Below are 15,078 nucleotides of genomic sequence, written 5' to 3'. Positions count from 1 at the left end.
GATGTCCGGTCGCGGCCTGCGCCCTGGCGAGCCTGCACAAGCCCGCGACCGGGAGTTCAGCGATGCCTGCCGGACCCTATCGCATCCCCGGCAGCATGCCCTTCATGCCGCGCATGAGCTGTGCCATGCCGCCACGCGAGAACTGTTTCATCATCTTCTGGGTCTGCTCGAACTGCTTGAGCAGGCGATTGACCTCCTGCACCTGAACCCCGGCGCCCATCGCGATGCGGCGTTTGCGCGTTGCCTTGAGCAGTTCGGGCCGGCTGCGCTCGGCGGGGGTCATCGAGTTGATGATCCCTTCGATACGCGCCACGGCCTTCTCCTCGCCACCTGCCGGCAACTGGCCGGCGGCCTGCGAGAACTGCGCCGGCAACTTCTCGATCATCGACGAGAGGCCGCCCATTTTGCGCATCTGGCCGATCTGATCCTTGAAGTCGTTGAGATCGAAGCCCTTGCCCGACCTCAGCTTCTTCGCGAACTCGAGTGCCTTTTCCTCATCGATTCCCTTCTTGGCGTCCTCGATCAGCGACAGCACATCGCCCATGCCGAGGATTCTTGAGGCCATCCGTTCCGGGTGAAAGGCTTCGAGTCCCGTCAGCTTCTCGCCGATCCCGGCGTACTTGATCGGCCGACCGGTGACGTGGCGAACCGACAGCGCGGCGCCGCCGCGCGCGTCGCCGTCGAGCTTGGTGAGAATGACGCCGGTCAGCGGCAGCGTCTCGCTGAACGCCCGGGCGGTGGTGATCGCGTCCTGACCCTGCATCGCATCGACGACGAAAAGCGTTTCGATGGGCTTGATCGCCGTGTGCAGCTCCGCGATTTCCCTCATCATCGCCTCGTCGATTGCCAGGCGGCCGGCGGTGTCCACCAGCAGCACGTCATGGTAGTGACGCTTCGCCCAATCGACGGCATTGCGGGCGATGTCGACCGGTTTGTCGGTCGGCGTCGACGGAAAGAAATCGGCGCCCGCCTGCCCGGCAACCGTCTTCAACTGCTCGATGGCCGCGGGGCGGTAGATGTCGCAGGAAACCACGAGCACCTTCTTCTTCTGCGTCTCGCGCAGCATCTTGGCCAGTTTCCCGACCGTGGTCGTCTTGCCCGATCCCTGCAGGCCGGCCATCAAGATGATCGCCGGCGGCTGCGTGGCCAGATTCAGCCCGCTGTGTGCCTCGCCCATGAGCCGCGTCAGCTCGCGATGGACGACGCCGATCAGCGCCTGTCCCGGACTCAGCGAGCCGATTACTTCCTCTCCCACGGCCTTTTCCCGTACTGCGGCGATCAGTTCCTTGATGGCGGGCAAGGCTACGTCGGCCTCGAGCAGGGCGAGGCGAACCTCGCGCAAGGAATCGGCGATATTGGCTTCAGTCAGGCGCGCTTCGCCGCGTAGCGTCTTCATGACGCGGGCAAGGCGTTGGGTCAGGTTGTCGAGCATTTGGTTTCCGGCTTGGTGTAAACTTCAGAGATGGCAGACATTCTACTGCAGCTTCTCCCACACGTCGTTTCCTCCCTCCTCTATGCTGCTCTGGGGCTCCATTTCTGGCACACGCGCTGGCGGGAGACCGACCGGCCGCTGGTCACCCTGCCGATGCAGCCATGGGAGCGGGCAGCCATTTTCGTTGCGCTGGTGGTGCAGGGCTACGGGCTCTACGAGGGCTTGTTCGGCGCTGGCGGGATGCGCTTTTCGTTCAGTTTCGCGCTGTCGCTGATGCTCTGGCTGGCGGTGCTGATCTATTGGCTGGAGAGTTTCCGGTCGCGCATGGACGGCCTGCAGCCGATGGTCCTGCCACTCGCGGCGCTTAGTGCCGCCGCACCGGCGTTGTTTCCGCAACTGCGGGTAGTGGCTCATGCCGGCGCCTGGGGTTTCCAGCTGCATTTTCTCACCGCCATGCTGGCCTACAGCCTGTTTACCCTCTCCGCCTTGCACGCCGTATTCATGGGTTTCGCGGAGCGCAAACTGCATCAGCGGGCGATAACCAAGAGCCTGACCAGTCTGCCGCCGATCCTGACCATGGAAGCCTTGATGTTCCGGATGATCTCCGTCGCCTTCGGTCTGCTGACGGTGGCGCTGGTCAGCGGCGTCATGTTTTCCGAAGCGATCTTCGGCAAGGCCATGGTCCTCGATCACAAGACCCTGTTTGCCTTCGCCTCGTGGGGAATCTTTGCCGCCCTGCTGATCGGTCGGCAGGTCTATGGCTGGCGCGGACGGGTTGCCCTGCGCTGGACGCTGGCCGGTTTCATGGTCCTCCTGCTGGCGTACATTGGCAGCCGATTTGTCGCCGAGGTCCTGTTGGGTCGTCTCTGACCAGGGAAGCACGGCGTCTCGGTCGAGGCTTCCTGGGCGATCTCGATCCAGGTCTGTGGAACTCCACGACATTGCTGCGGTCACCCGGTGGGTCGGTGTCGGCGACGCCGGCCGGTCGCCGTCCGGCAGACGATCGCCGGTCCGCCAGTTTCGCCACGGCTTTTGCGGGCAGCGTGGGGCGGCGCGGGGCCGCCCGGGCGTGGCTGACCCGGCTATCTCCGGAATCGTCGTGCTTTTTCAGTGATCAACCGAGGAGCAGGAACATGGACAAACCAGGTAACCCCGTCGGATGGTTTGAAATCTACGTTGCCGATATGGCGCGTGCCAGAGCCTTCTACACCGCCGTTTTCGGTCGCGAAATGATCTCGCTGCCCGAGATCGGTGAAGGTGGCGAGATGTACGCCTTTTCCTGGATCGAGGGTGCAGCCGGCGCGGCCGGGGCTCTCGTCCGGCACCCGATGGGCGGGTCCGGGAAGGGCGGCACGATGGTCTACTTTTCCTGCGACGATGTCGCCGAGGAAGCCTCGCGAGCGGCCCAGGCGGGCGGCCGGATCATCCAGCCGAAGATGGCCATCGGGCAGTACGGCCACATCGCGCTGGTCGAAGATACCGAAGGCAACACCATCGGCTTGCACTCGATGCAATAGTTGCCGTTTGGGCGTGCCGCTCGCGGCGGTGCCGACCGGCGCCAGTAGCGAGCCGACCGCTCCTCAGGCGAGTCGGATCAAAGTGTCGGCCGCGCGCGAGCCGCTGTCGCCTGCCGTCCGCAAGGCCTGGCGAGCCTCGGCGGCGGCCCACCGGTTGGCTTGCCGGAGAGCCGGCGAGGAGGACCAGCATCCTGAGTGATGAGCCTTGCTGCCGATCATGGGGTTTGCTTTCGCGCCGCTTTCCGTGCCACGATTCGGAGGATGGATACTTCAGACTCCTTGCGGAATACGCGGGCGGCCTGGCTATTGGCGGTGGTGGAGCTCTTCTTCTCGCTGAGCTGGGTGGTCTATGTCATCTTCCTTCCCGAGTTGCTGGCGCGTGGCGGTGTGGACAAGCGCTATCTGCCGTGGATCCTCGCTGCCGACCAACTGGTGTTTGCGCTGGCCGACTGGTCGATGGGGGTGGCGGTCGACCGGGCCCGCTCGGCACTGCGCCGGATCGGGCCGGTGCTCGTGCTTCTGGCGGCGGTCTCGGCCGTAGCGATGCTGCTTCTGCCCTGGCTGGCGGTGATGCCGATGCTCTTTCTCGCGGTCACCAGTCTGTGGGTGGCAACCTCGTCGGCCTTGCGCGCGCCACCCTACGTACTGCTCTCCCGCTATGCGGGCCGCTCCGCCATGCCACGCCTGGCCGGCATACAACTGCTCGGTCTCGCCGTGGCGTCGGCGTTGGCTCCCTACCTGGCGATCATCCTGAAAGGCGTCGATCCATCGCTGCCGTTCTTCTTCAGCGCCGCCGCGGTCGGCGTGTCGGCGCTGGCGCTGGTCGTCGTCGAGCGCGGCCAGCCGGCAGCTGAGCCGTCGGCGGTCGCGGCCGAACCGCCGGGGCCAAACAAGGCCGCGCGCGGAGCGTGGGCTTTCCTGCTCGGCATCGCGCTTCTCCTCGCCTTCGGACAGCAGGTCCATACCGCCATCAACGCCGCGTCGCAATTCAAGCGTCTGGCTGATCCGGCGCTGCTGTCCTGGTTGATGCCGGTCTTCTGGATTGGTTTCAGCTTCGGCCTGCTCGTGGTCGACCGGCTGGTGCGCCTGCGCGGGCCGCTGCCGGTGCTGCAGCTCGCCTGCGTCGCCGGCGCACTGGCGCTCGCCGGGACGGCGCTTGCCGGTTCGCTGCCGCTGCTGGTCGCCAGTCAGTTTGCCGCCGGAACGTTTTGGGGCTGCATTCTCTGTGCGTCGATCGGCGTCGCCGCCGAGCGCGGCTATCCGCTGCAGACGGGCCGCAACACCGGTGCGCTGATGGCCACTCTGGCGGTCGCGGCAATGTCGCGGCTGAGTCTCATGGCGTCCGGTGGCGCGGCAGGCGGCTCCCTGGTGGAATGGCTGCCGGCGGTGACGTGGGCAGCGGCGGCGCTGGTCCTCCTCCGCCTCCGATCCGTGTAGAAGAGGATCAGCCTGCTGGCGCGCGCCGCTGCCGCCGCTCAATGCTCCTTGCCGTCCACCCGCGGTCGCCAGAGGAACGGGATGTAGCGCCATCCGAGGATGGCAAAGCACGCGCACCAGCATGCTGCGGCGAGGCCGATCCAGAACACGTAGCCGCCCGGCAAGAACTGCGGGGCGATGATGCGGATCACGAAGCCGGCGATCATGATCCACAGCACGCTCTTGTCGAGGCGGTCGAAGACGACTTTTCTGCCGGTGTGGCCGTTCGCGATGCGGATCAGCATCGCCGGAATGATCAGTCCCATGACGCCGAAGGTGAAAACGTGCATCGGCAGCGAGCCCAGCCATTCCGGCTGCGCGACCCGGTCGACGGACTCGAGCAGCAACTGAACGACGATCGCCAGGTAGCCGAGATACATGATCCCGATGTCGAGCCGGCGGAAGGCCAGCAACGGCTTCCAGAAGCAGAAGCGGGCGCTCAGCAGCAAGGCCAGCAGCAGCGCGAGCGACGATGCAAGCGCTGCCGGCAGCAGGCTGGCGAAGACCAGCACCAGGGCAAGCAGCTTGATCGTCCGGTCCAGGCCCGCATGGCGCAGGATGTTCACCTGCAGCGCATTCATCATGAACTGGCTGAGCGTGCGCTCGAGCATGACCAGAAAGGCGACGCGGAAGAGCCCCAGGGTGACGCTCGCGCCGATCTGGAAATGATCGGCGCTGAGCAGCAGGTTCTTGGCGACCAGGAACAGCGGCAGGATGATCAGGAAGAAATAGTTGTCGCGGAAGGAGTCGCTTTGATGGTGGCGGATCAGCGTCCACAGCAGCATGCCGACGATAGCCGCCAGGAACAGGTTGCTCGACAGCCTGAACAAGACCGGCGGCAGCTCGCCGGCCCACCAAATGCCGGCGCGTTCGAGCAGCCAGGCGGCGACCAGCAGCATCAGCGCCGTGCCGTGGTAGCCGCGAGTCTTCACCCAGTTCTTGGTCGAAGTCAGCAGGAAGCCGCCCATTACCGCCCAGCCAAAGCCGAAGAACATCTCATGCGCGTGCCACTGGATGGGCGAGACGGGCCAGGAGGGCGGCGCCAGCGTGCCGGAAAAGAACAGCGCCCATAGCGCCGGCAAGGCGACACCAGACAGGCAGGCGAGGGCAAAGAACGGCCTGAAGCCGACCAGCCAGAGGGGATGTTGGGAGAACGGCATGCTTGAGGCTTTACGATGATCGCGCGCGCGCGGGGAGGCGAAGTATAGCCGGATGTCGGCGGCGGGTGCCGGCGGCGGGCCATGCGCCGGTCGCGCGTGCCCAGGCGGACCAGCGCCGGTGCTGGTCAGGCGATGGACACCGGCGCGGACTCTGGCGGGCCGCCGCCGCGCCGCGTGCTCAGCGTCAGCAGGGAGCCGTAGGCCAGCGTGAGGCTGACCGGCCCATCGCCGGCGGCGACCGCCAGGGGATAGCGCGCAAAGCGCGGAGCCGGGCCGTGCTCCTGTCGAAAACGTCGTTGCGGATCCCAGGTCCGGCGGTTCTCGATCGCCCAGCGTACGCTGGCCCGCTGATCCTCGCGGTTGTTCCAGACGACGGCAAAGGCCTCGCCGCTGTTCTCGCAGACGTGCACCCCGGCGCCTACCAGAACTTCCAGGAAAGCGCGCAACTGCGTATCGGTGAGAGCCGTACGGTAGGCGCCGAGCGCTTCGAAGTCGGCGAGGATCTCGTCCAAACGCAGGCTCAGTCCACGCTTCGCTTCGCTGCCGCAACGGAACGCCTTGAGGAGCTTGGCGAGCAGTGGTCGGGTGGCGTCGTCGTGGCGCTGTAGGCTTCCCGAACTGCCTTCCAGCGTCACCTCGACGATGCTGCCGGGCGCCGCCGGCGGCAGGCGGACGGTGAGTGTCCCGTTCGTGTCATCGTAATGCGTATCGACGGGCAGGCGCACGCCATCGCAGGTGGCGGTCGTCTGCCCTGGCGCGTCGATCGCATGGAAGACCAGCGTGTAGCCGCGCGCCCCGGGCAGGACGCCGGGGTCGCCGCGTACCGGGCCGATACGCAGTCGCAGCGCGCTGCCCGACCACTCCTGGCGCAGCGGCATCACCGCCTGCGCCCCGTGCCGGTAGTGGCTGCTTTCCCCGTCATCTTCATACAGCTCGAAACAGTTGTCGGCCCCGGGAAAGACATGCACGCAAAGCGCGCGCGGGTTGCCGACAGTGCTCGCCGCGAGCTCTTCACCGCTGCTGTCGGCGAGTGCCACGATGGCGCCCGCACGCGCAAAGACGGGGATTTCATCGAGCCCACCCGGCAGGCTGTGCCACGTCGCGCCGGCGTAGTGTTGGCCGCTGAAGAAGTCGTACCAGTCGCCGTCCGGCAACCAGACGACCTGTCGGCTGAGGCGCGTGTCCGGGTCACGCGGGGACGTAAACGGCGCCACGATCAGCTCGCTGCCGAAGGCGTATTGGCCGGGGCACGCGTAGGCGGCAGGCGCCTCCGGGTGCAGGTGGTACATTGGCCGGAGCAGGGTGCCGCCGCCCTGATGTTCCCGCCAGGCCATGCTGTAGAGATAGGGGATGAAGGCGTGCCGCAACTGCATGGCCGCGCGGGCAACCGCGAAGGTCTGCGCATCCCAGCCCCAGGGCCGGCGCTCGTGGAAGGGATTCTGTGTGCTGTGCAGGCGCAGGATCGGGCTGAAGACGCCGAACTGCAGCCAGCGCGCGTACAGCTCGGGATCTTCGATGCCGTCCATGTGGCCACCGATGTCGTGGCTCCACCAGCCAAAGGCGACGTTGGCCGCCGTCGCCGTAAAATGAACCTGGAAGGCCAGCGAGCGCCAGGAGACCACGGTATCGCCCGAGAAGCCGATCGGGTAGCGATGACTGCCGAGTCCGCCCCAGCGCGAGAACGCGAATGAACGTTTCGCCGGCTGGCGGCCCAGATCCAGGAAGTGCAGATGATTGAGCCACCACAGCGGATCGAGCCCGGACAGGGGCGTGCGCCTGCCCTGCTGCCAGTCCATCCACCAGAAATCGACACCCTCCGCCTCCAGGGGATGGTGCAGGACTTCGAAGTAGGCCAGCACGAAGGCGGGATCGGTGATGTCGAAAGCGACCGGCTCGCCCGTCGCCGGGTCGCCGCCGAGGCGGCGGACCATCGCCGGGTAGGCGTCCTCGTGCGGCCAGACACCGTCGGCCGGATGCAGGTTGAGCGCCGTCTTCAGCCCCAGCGCGTGCAACTCGGCGAGCAGGGCGCGGTGGTCGGGAAACAGCTCCCGGTTCCAGGTGTAGCCGGTCCAGCCGCGCGAGGCATTGCCGGTGCGGGTGATGTGCCAGTCCATGTCGATGATGCAGACCGACAAGGGCAGATCGTGCGCGCGGAAAGTGCGTAACAGGTCCAGCAGCTCGTCCTGGCGATAGGGCCAGTAGCGGCTCCACCAATTGCCGAGCGCCCAGCGTGGAATCAGCGGCACGGCGCCGCTCACCTGCCGGAAGTCGCGCAGGCAGGCCGAGAAGTCGCGACCATAGCCGAAGAAGTGAAGATCGAGGCTGTCCGTCCGGTTGCCGCGCGCCGCGATCCAGCCGCCTTCCAGCACGGGCGCCTGCGAGTCGTCGACCACCGTCCAGCCGGCCGTCGACAGCAGACCCGGGTCGAGCGGGATTGGGCCGTCGCTCTTGTCGAGCGTGCGCGCCGTGCCGCCCAGGTTGCCGTTATCGTGGTCGCCGTAGTGCCAGACGAGGCCAGACTCGAGCAGCGTCACCTGCAGCCCGTCGCGTGTGAAGCCGAGTCGGGAATCGTAATGCAGGCGCAGGTGCTCGGTCCGGATCTCGACGACGTCGCCGTTGCGTGACACGTCGAAACCGAGCACAGGCTGGCGGCGATGCCAGAAGCTGCGGCTGGGCCGATCTTCGAAGCGCTCGTCGGCAGCGAACTCGAGACGCAGGAGTCGCGAGGTCAAGACGGTGAAGCGGGCGTACCGCGCGTCCACCATGGCCGCCGGATCAGCCGGCGGGCTGGCCTCGACGCGTCGGTGATCGGATGCTCTCATCGCTTCTCACGGTCCTCCGGGTCCTCCGGGTTGTCCGGGTTGTCCGGCACGGCATCACTCTTGCCTTCGGCGTACCTGCGCATGGCCTGGCGCAGGAAGGCGAGGTGGCTGCGGAAGTTCCGACAGGCGACGCACATCATCAGGTGCGTCCTCATCGTCACGCGCTCGTTCAGCGTCAGCTCCCGTTCGAGGGCGTCCGAGCACAGACGGGTCACTTTCCGGCAACTGCGCATCATCGATCGCTCCCGGCGCCGACGCCAACCCGCTGGCCGCCAAGGCGCGGCGAACGCTTCGCGGCCGCGCGGCGGATTCGTCTCAAACGGCAGTCGGCCAGCATCGTCAGCGGGTCCGTCGGGCCAACATCCACTTGCTCACGGTTCCTCTCCTCGCGCGAAAGTGTGCGCCGGGCGATCAAGAAGCTGGGCGGCCGGCGGGGCGAGCGCAGTTCGCCCAGTCGCAGTGACCGGACGACAACCGGGCTGCCGATTCTTTGTCGGCTCGCGGCGCCGATCCTTACAGTCTTGTTGCCGAAAATTCGCGGCACGGGCCTGGTCACGCCGATTCCTAGCCGAGATGGAGCAGCCTGGCCAGGAAGTCGAAGAACAGGCAATAGACGGCGATCGGCAGAGGCATGCCGAGCAGCGTGCCGAGCATGTACTGGCGGAAGCCGACCCCGGACATGGCGAGGGCGTAGTTGAGCGCCGGTGCCGTCTGAAACAGGATGCGCAGGCAGAGAACGCTGCGGATCGGGTGGCCATCCAGTTGCTCCAGCAAGCGGCGCGCGGGCCGGTTCTTCAACTGTCGCAGGGCATCGCCACCGACCAGCCGTATGCTGAGGAAGGTCACTGCACAGGAGATGTTGGCGGCGAGGTAGGTGACGACGCCGCCCCAGCTCCGCCCCAGGGCCAGCACAGCGGCAGCGAGAAAGATCCACCCCGGGATCTGGACCAGGTTGCCCAGCGAAAACAGCACGACAAAAATCAAGACTCCGTTCAGCCGGTGCTCGATGAACTGGTCGTGCAGGAACTGCCGACTGAAGTGGTCGCGCCAACCGGACAGCTCGAAGGTCGCGAACAATACGCCGAGAAACAGCGCCACCGCGAGTAGTCGCAGGTAGGGTAGGGTCGATCGGTTCAGCATGCGGCCCCGCGCTGCCGGCCTTTCCTTATCCGGTGTGTCGACAGGTCACCTCGCCGGCCGTCGCGCGCAGGCGCGGACGGGGGGTGGTCACCCGGTCGTCTCCATGGCCTTTGCCGGTGGTGCGCGATGGCTTCAGGAGACCATGCCGAAGCCGAGCGAGCGAACCTTCTCGCGGAACTTGTCGAGCTGGTTGGTACGCACGACCAGCGTCTTGGGCCCGGCGCGCAGACACAGCGAGCCCGTCTCCCGGCGGCCGGCAATCTGCTCGGCGGTGTCCGCGTCGCGGCACTCGATCAGCAGGGCGCTGCCGAGCGTCTTCAGCGCCTTGCCATTGTGCTCGCAAAGCCCGATGAACGATTCTACCGGCGCCGGCAGCGGCAGGCCGCCGGTGCTTTCGAGAAAGCCCTTCAGTTCGCCGATGTCGTGGCCTTTCTCGATCGCGGACAGCGACTTCTCGCGATCGAGTCGCCAGGTTCCAGCCTGCACCGGGACCGCCCAGTTGTCGAGCAGCAGCGTTTCCTCGGCCGCCAGAACACCGCGCACGACGTCCACGTGCAGCCCGGGTGCGAACGACAAGGCGACGCTGCTGGCAACGGCGGCCGGCTGATAGGCAGCCTCGCGACCCAGCAGGTACGCGCCGAGCGGTGTCACCCGGAAGGCACTGAGGCCGTCGTAGCGGCTCAGGAAGGCCAGGTCGTCGGCGCCCCACATGCCGCCAAAGTCGGCGCGCGCCTGTTTCGGATGAAAGTAGGCGACATCCACCAGGCCAAGCGTTGCCGCGTACTCGAACAGGAAGGTGAGAATGTAGCGATCCTGCAGGATGTTCCAGCCGCCCGATCCATCATAGCCGAGGCTGCCGTATTGGCGCTCGCAGAGATAGAGCTTCCAGGCATCGTGGGTTACCGCAAAGATCCGATCGGACGCCCGCATGTGCCGCGAGAAATCGTCAAAGGCGACCCAGCGGCCGATCGGGCACACGCGCAAGGTGTCTTCGATGGCTGCCCGCCGCGGTGCGACGGCGGTCATCACCCGCCCCTTGGAGTTCTGTCCCTTGATCGCGTCGACGCGGCTGAACTCGTCGAACAGCGTGCTCTTCAGCCACTTCTGCCAAAGCCCGCGCAGCACCTGTGCCGGCGGCAGGCCAAGGGCCTTGACACCGCTCGGGCTGAGTTGCAGACGGCCCGCCACGCCAACCGCCAGACCGCCGGCCTGCAACAGCATCGGCCAGGCAAATGCCTTGATCGGGCCGACTTCCTGGTCCCACGAGTTCTGCTTCACTTCCCCGGCGTAGTGGTCGCCACTGGGCAGCTTGTCGCCGAGCAGGCGCAGGGTGGCGGTGCCCGGCAGCGCCGTCTTGTCGCTGACCTGGACGCGCGTCTGCTCGATGGTGCGCAACATGATCACCACTTCCTGCAGGGCTTCGCGCTCGGTCAGGCGCACGGTCAAGCGTTCGTCTTCGGCCAGGGTATCGGAGCTGTCGATGCCGGGCGGCGCTGGCGGCGGCACGAAAGCCTGCAGGCGGGCGCGCAGGTCGGTCGGGACGACATAGCAACCCTCATCCCGCGAGTACTGAATGAACAGGCACAAGGCCGTGCTCTTGCCAGCGGAATAGCCGTACGACTTCGCCACAGCGACGCGAAAAGCCGGTGCGCGCTGGTATCTGGCGCGAAACCGCCGGTCGGAATACTCACCGAGCGGGTGATGCGCCGCTTCGGCGACGGCAGCCTGCTGCGTCTCGTCAAGCCGCGACCAGATTGCCGTCAGTTCCGGACCGAGCATGGCGACGGCGATGCGTTCGATCAGATCGTCCTTGCGCGTCGCCGTTGTGCTCCCCGGCAGGTGGCTCACCAGGTCTTTCAAATCCGGCACGGTGAGGGATGCCAGCGAGTCTCGCAAAGTAATCGACATATCCAGTTCCCTGGCCACTGAGGCCAGAGCCTTCGAGAAGTCACAAATGCGCGATGGCCTGAGCGCCGCGCGCCGGAGTTGGGCGGTTGCCTGGCGGTCGCGCCGCCCGATGCCTCGGTATGAACCCTTGCGCCAGCCGCCGAGGAGCGGCAAGACCTGCTGCGGCGTCGGCACCACGGCGCGTCGAGAGACGATGACCGGAGCGTCAGGCCTCGACCGGGAGGGAACTACCGGGAGCCGCCGCGGTGCGCGGATAGTACCGGTTGCGGCCGCTTCTCGTAAAGCGCCCTGTCGGCGAACTGTCGGCGAACTGTCGGTGGTTCCGGCGACCGTGCGGGCGCCGTTACAATGGCGACTTGGCATCCCGGTTTCGTCGATGCCGGCCTGGCGCCAACCAGCCGTCTGGGCGCAACCGCCTGGCTTTCTTTCACCTTCCCGACCCTTCCTCCTGGAGAAAACGATGCATGACGACCACCCGTGGTTAACGCGGCATGCGAAGCTGGCTGACGACCCGATCATGATCGAATGGGCGGTTCGCCATTTCGACCTGTTGCCCAGGCAGTCCGCAGTGCGGGAGGCGCTGGCGCCGCTATGGTTTCCCGACGAGACGCTGGCGCACTGGATCGAGGGAACGGATGCCGACATCCTCGAGATGCTTTTCGCCATTCTGCCGGTTCGCCGTTTCGCCAGCTTTGCCCCGTTGATCGCGGCACGCTGGGAACGCTGGCCGGACCGGCTCGCCGAGGCCGCGACGCGGGTGTTGGCGGGAATCGCCCCCGAACTGGCTGCCGAGATCTTCCTTCGGCATCTGGAAAAGCTGCAGTTCACGCGCGCCGGCGCCATTCTGGCGCGCCTCGACCAACTGCCGCCCGCCGCCGCCATGGCTCTGGCAGACCGACTGATTCCGTTGGCCTGGGGCCGGGATCCCTGGCAGCGTTTGGCGCTGGGCGCCGACGCTTTCCGGATGGCCTTGACGCTTGATCGGGACGATGCCGTCGTGCGCCTGCTCGACACACTTCTCGCGGACGAGGGGCGTGCGCATGGCGTCGAAGCGGGGGTCCGTTGCGCCGCGCGTGCCTTCTTCGGTCACGACGGCTATGCGGATCTCTTCTTCGAACGCCGCGAGGGTCACGCGACGACCACCTTTCGCCAGCTCGCCTGCCTGTTCGAGAATGACGCGCCGATTGCCGGCATGGACGCGGTGCTGCTCGCCGAGGATCCCGTAGGCCCGGCGCTGGACTTGCTTGCTGCCTGTCATCAGCGCTCGCCGGCGTCGGATCGCGCCTGGAAGGCGATATCGCGGAGCAAGACCTACGCCGCGCCCGAACGGCAGGTCGCCCTGGCGGGGCTCGTTCTCGCCGCAGTGGCGGCCACCGGCGAGCGCGCGACGATCGACACCGATGGCATGGCGCTTGAGCAGGTCCTCAGCCTGCTGGCACTCGATGTCAGCAGCAACATCCACTACGCGCCACTCGTCGCCCGCCTGGCCGCCCTGCCGCGGACGCAAGCGGCGCCCGCGCTGGCGCAACAGTTGCTGGCCAACCGGGAAACCCGGGGCGGGGTTACCCTGGCGCAGGCCATGGGCGAGCTGGCCTGGCCGGAATCGATTCCGGCACTGATCGCTTGCCTCGGCGACGAGGATGGCGACTTCCTTTGCGAGGAGGCGCAACGGGCACTCGTCGCCATCGGCGAGGCGGCGCGTGACGCGCTGATCCGGCAATGGGAATCGCTCGACGAATCACAGCGGATCTACGGCTTGTCGGTGATCTCCGCCGTCGGTGGCGAGCCCGTCGTCGAGTTTGCCGTGGAGCACTACGGCGATCTGCTGGCGGACGACGTCGCGCGCTGGTGCCAGCTTGCCCTCGCCACGCCCGACCAGCGTCTGCTCGAGCGCCTGCGGCCGGAGCTGGAGTGCAAGCACGCGACGATCGATGCGTCCTTCTATCGTCTGTGCCGTCTGCTCGACGCGTCGTACCCGGAAGCGGAGCCGCTGCGCGCCCGGATCATGCGTCACCGCCAGGACGCGAAGCAACGAGCCGCCCTGCTCGACTTCGCCTTGCGTCCCCAGCCGCCCAGCAGCCTGTGCCTGGCCTTGCGCTGCCCGGCCTGCGGCGCGGCCAACGACTACGAGGTCAAGGGCGTCGTCATCGGTGATCTGGCGCGGAACGAGATGCTGCTTGCCGACGAACCTGCCTGTCTCGCCTGTGGCGAACTGCCCGAGTTCGACTTCGAACCGTCGGCGCGCGCCACGCTGCTGACGGCAGTGGCCAGTCTGTCGGCGGCGGACGGCGCGAGTGGGAGCAAGCCACGGAGCCTGATCATCGCCGATCGGGTGCACGCCGCGGATGGCAGCCGGCAGTCGATCCCGAGTGCCTGTGCGAGCCTGCAGGAGAAACTGCGGCGCAACCCGCAGGACTGGCGCTCGTGGCTTGAACTCGGCAAGCTCTGGCAACAGATCAACCGACCGCGGGCCGCCGTATCGTCACTGGAAAAGGCACTCGCTCTGAATCCGTTGGCGCTCGATGCCGTCATCCACCTGGCCGAGACGCTGGTCCGGGCCGGCAAAAAACTCGAAGCCCTGGATGTTCTGGAAGAAGCGCAGAAGAACAGCAGCCGCTGGCAGACCGGCGCCGCGCGGCCGCTCGAGAGACGCGGCGAATTCACCCGACTGCACAACGATCTCCGGCGGCAACTGCGGCCCGGCGACTCGTCGCCAGCACCGATTGCGGCTGCCGCTGCGGCGCCGGCGGCGTCGCCTGGGTCGCCCGTATCCCCGCAAAAAGTCGGCCGCAACGACGCTTGCCCCTGCGGTAGTGGCAAGAAATACAAGAAGTGCTGTGGAGCATGATTCGATACGGTCGGTCAGGAGGATCCGCGGGTTGAGCCGGTGCCCCGATGGCCCGAATGGCCCGAATGCGAATCGCAAAGTTGACGGCGATGCAGCGGACTTCATACCCTTCCGGGGCTCCGTCGGCTTTCCTCTCCGCTTGCATACGAAGGAAGTATCAAGGCCATGTCCAAGGAGCCAGCAGCAGAAGCCTACAAGGTGCAGGATTACCTGCAATGGGAAGGCGACTGGGAGCTGATTCACGGCCAACCGGTGCCCAGGGTTCCGTCACCCAGCTTCGATCATCAGCAGGTAAGCGCCGCCGTATTTCGGCAAATCGACGAGTTGCTCGACGAGTGCCCGCGCTGCCAGGCGGTGTTTGAGATCGATGTGGAATTTGCGCAGGACACCGTCGTCCGCCCCGATGTGCTGGTGATCTGCTACCAACCGGAAAGTGAGCGGCTGACCCGCGCCCCTGATCTGATTTTCGAAGTCCTCTCGCCCAAGACGACCCGCCGGGATGAAGTCGTCAAATTCGATCTCTACCGCACGGAAGGCGTGTCTCATTACGTGCTGGTCTACCCGGAAGCGAAAAAAGCCAAAGTGTGGCGGCTCGTAGAAGGGGAATTTGGCAAGGTAGGCGACTTCCACGACGAAACCCACAGTTTAGAACTGTCGAAATACGCCTTCGATTTCGGCCGCTTGTGGAAGCGCAAGGGCGGCCAAGCGTAAACGCCACGCCGGTTGCTCGTGATGGTCTCGCCTGACGCTCAAGCCGTACGGTCGGTGCGCCATC

The 15,078-nt window shown here is 66.4% G+C and carries 10 protein-coding genes and 1 pseudogene; 5 read left to right on the top strand and 6 right to left on the bottom strand.

The genetic code is table 11. From position 1 onward, the window contains the following. Positions 1 to 76: 76 nt before the first annotated feature. Positions 77 to 1,432 carry a signal recognition particle protein gene (ffh, locus tag CAP2UW1_RS14970; RefSeq protein ID WP_015767462.1) on the bottom strand — a complete coding sequence of 452 codons (1,356 nt, stop codon included), beginning with the start codon at positions 1,430 to 1,432 and terminating at the stop codon, positions 77 to 79. A 30-nt stretch (positions 1,433 to 1,462) separates the two neighbouring features. Here ffh and CAP2UW1_RS14965 point away from each other — a divergent pair, with 30 nt between their 5' ends. The 3 genes from CAP2UW1_RS14965 (at position 1,463) to CAP2UW1_RS14955 (ending at position 4,386) form a co-directional block, all read left to right on the top strand. Further along, entirely contained in the window at positions 1,463 to 2,302 is an 840-nt protein-coding gene (locus CAP2UW1_RS14965; protein ID WP_015767461.1) for a cytochrome C assembly family protein, read from the top strand. Between the two features lie 263 nt (positions 2,303 to 2,565). After that, on the top strand, positions 2,566 to 2,949 hold the full coding sequence (locus tag CAP2UW1_RS14960) for a VOC family protein (protein ID WP_015767460.1): 384 nt from the start codon (positions 2,566 to 2,568) through the stop codon (positions 2,947 to 2,949). A 261-nt stretch (positions 2,950 to 3,210) separates the two neighbouring features. Next, complete coding sequence (locus CAP2UW1_RS14955) at positions 3,211 to 4,386, top strand: MFS transporter (RefSeq protein ID WP_015767459.1); 1,176 nt, start codon at positions 3,211 to 3,213, stop codon at positions 4,384 to 4,386. A 38-nt stretch (positions 4,387 to 4,424) separates the two neighbouring features. Here the strand turns inward: CAP2UW1_RS14955 and CAP2UW1_RS14950 are convergent, their stop codons facing one another. The 5 genes from CAP2UW1_RS14950 to CAP2UW1_RS14925 all read right to left on the bottom strand — a co-directional run bounded on the left by CAP2UW1_RS14950 (position 4,425) and on the right by CAP2UW1_RS14925 (position 11,455). After that, positions 4,425 to 5,585, bottom strand: a complete 1,161-nt coding sequence (locus CAP2UW1_RS14950) for an NnrS family protein (protein ID WP_015767458.1) — start codon at positions 5,583 to 5,585, stop codon at positions 4,425 to 4,427. A 125-nt stretch (positions 5,586 to 5,710) separates the two neighbouring features. Next, the gene (locus CAP2UW1_RS14945) at positions 5,711 to 8,407 is read right to left on the bottom strand and encodes a glycoside hydrolase family 31 protein (protein WP_015767457.1); all 2,697 of its coding nucleotides are present in this window, start codon (positions 8,405 to 8,407) and stop codon (positions 5,711 to 5,713) included. After that, entirely contained in the window at positions 8,404 to 8,643 is a 240-nt protein-coding gene (locus CAP2UW1_RS14940; RefSeq protein WP_015767456.1) for a zf-HC2 domain-containing protein, read from the bottom strand. Before CAP2UW1_RS14940 ends, CAP2UW1_RS14945 begins: the two co-directional genes overlap by 4 nt. Positions 8,644 to 8,971: 328 nt before the next feature. After that, positions 8,972 to 9,547: a TVP38/TMEM64 family protein gene (locus CAP2UW1_RS14930; RefSeq protein WP_015767455.1), complete on the bottom strand. Its 576-nt coding sequence runs from the start codon at positions 9,545 to 9,547 to the stop codon at positions 8,972 to 8,974. Positions 9,548 to 9,679: 132 nt separating this feature from the next. Then, positions 9,680 to 11,455, bottom strand: a complete 1,776-nt coding sequence (locus tag CAP2UW1_RS14925) for a hypothetical protein (RefSeq protein ID WP_041568577.1) — start codon at positions 11,453 to 11,455, stop codon at positions 9,680 to 9,682. Positions 11,456 to 14,231: 2,776 nt separating this feature from the next. On the opposite strand from CAP2UW1_RS14925, the pseudogene CAP2UW1_RS24590 reads away from it, so the two are divergent. Continuing rightward, positions 14,232 to 14,303, top strand: a pseudogene (locus CAP2UW1_RS24590) (SEC-C metal-binding domain-containing protein); the annotation flags it as partial. A gap of 165 nt (positions 14,304 to 14,468) precedes the next feature. Then, entirely contained in the window at positions 14,469 to 15,014 is a 546-nt protein-coding gene (locus CAP2UW1_RS14915; RefSeq protein WP_015767452.1) for a Uma2 family endonuclease, read from the top strand. The last annotated feature ends 64 nt before the right edge of the window (positions 15,015 to 15,078 follow it).

This window comes from Candidatus Accumulibacter phosphatis (assembly GCF_000024165.1).
In the GTDB taxonomy this organism is placed as follows: domain Bacteria; phylum Pseudomonadota; class Gammaproteobacteria; order Burkholderiales; family Rhodocyclaceae; genus Accumulibacter; species Accumulibacter phosphatis.
This window is presented reverse-complemented; position numbering and strand designations above follow the sequence as displayed.

Excerpts from the sequence above, each read along its gene's own strand:
- CAP2UW1_RS14925 (WP_041568577.1), bottom strand. The coding sequence starts at position 11,455 with ATGTCGATTACTTTGCGAGACTCGCTGGCATCCCTCACCGTGCCGGAT.
- CAP2UW1_RS14940 (WP_015767456.1), bottom strand. The coding sequence starts at position 8,643 with ATGATGCGCAGTTGCCGGAAAGTGACCCGTCTGTGCTCGGACGCCCTC.
- CAP2UW1_RS14950 (WP_015767458.1), bottom strand. The coding sequence starts at position 5,585 with ATGCCGTTCTCCCAACATCCCCTCTGGCTGGTCGGCTTCAGGCCGTTC.
- ffh (WP_015767462.1), bottom strand. The coding sequence starts at position 1,432 with ATGCTCGACAACCTGACCCAACGCCTTGCCCGCGTCATGAAGACGCTA.
- CAP2UW1_RS14955 (WP_015767459.1), top strand. The coding sequence starts at position 3,211 with ATGGATACTTCAGACTCCTTGCGGAATACGCGGGCGGCCTGGCTATTG.
- CAP2UW1_RS14945 (WP_015767457.1), bottom strand. The coding sequence starts at position 8,407 with ATGAGAGCATCCGATCACCGACGCGTCGAGGCCAGCCCGCCGGCTGAT.
- CAP2UW1_RS14960 (WP_015767460.1), top strand. The coding sequence starts at position 2,566 with ATGGACAAACCAGGTAACCCCGTCGGATGGTTTGAAATCTACGTTGCC.
- CAP2UW1_RS14965 (WP_015767461.1), top strand. The coding sequence starts at position 1,463 with ATGGCAGACATTCTACTGCAGCTTCTCCCACACGTCGTTTCCTCCCTC.
- CAP2UW1_RS14915 (WP_015767452.1), top strand. The coding sequence starts at position 14,469 with ATGTCCAAGGAGCCAGCAGCAGAAGCCTACAAGGTGCAGGATTACCTG.
- CAP2UW1_RS14930 (WP_015767455.1), bottom strand. The coding sequence starts at position 9,547 with ATGCTGAACCGATCGACCCTACCCTACCTGCGACTACTCGCGGTGGCG.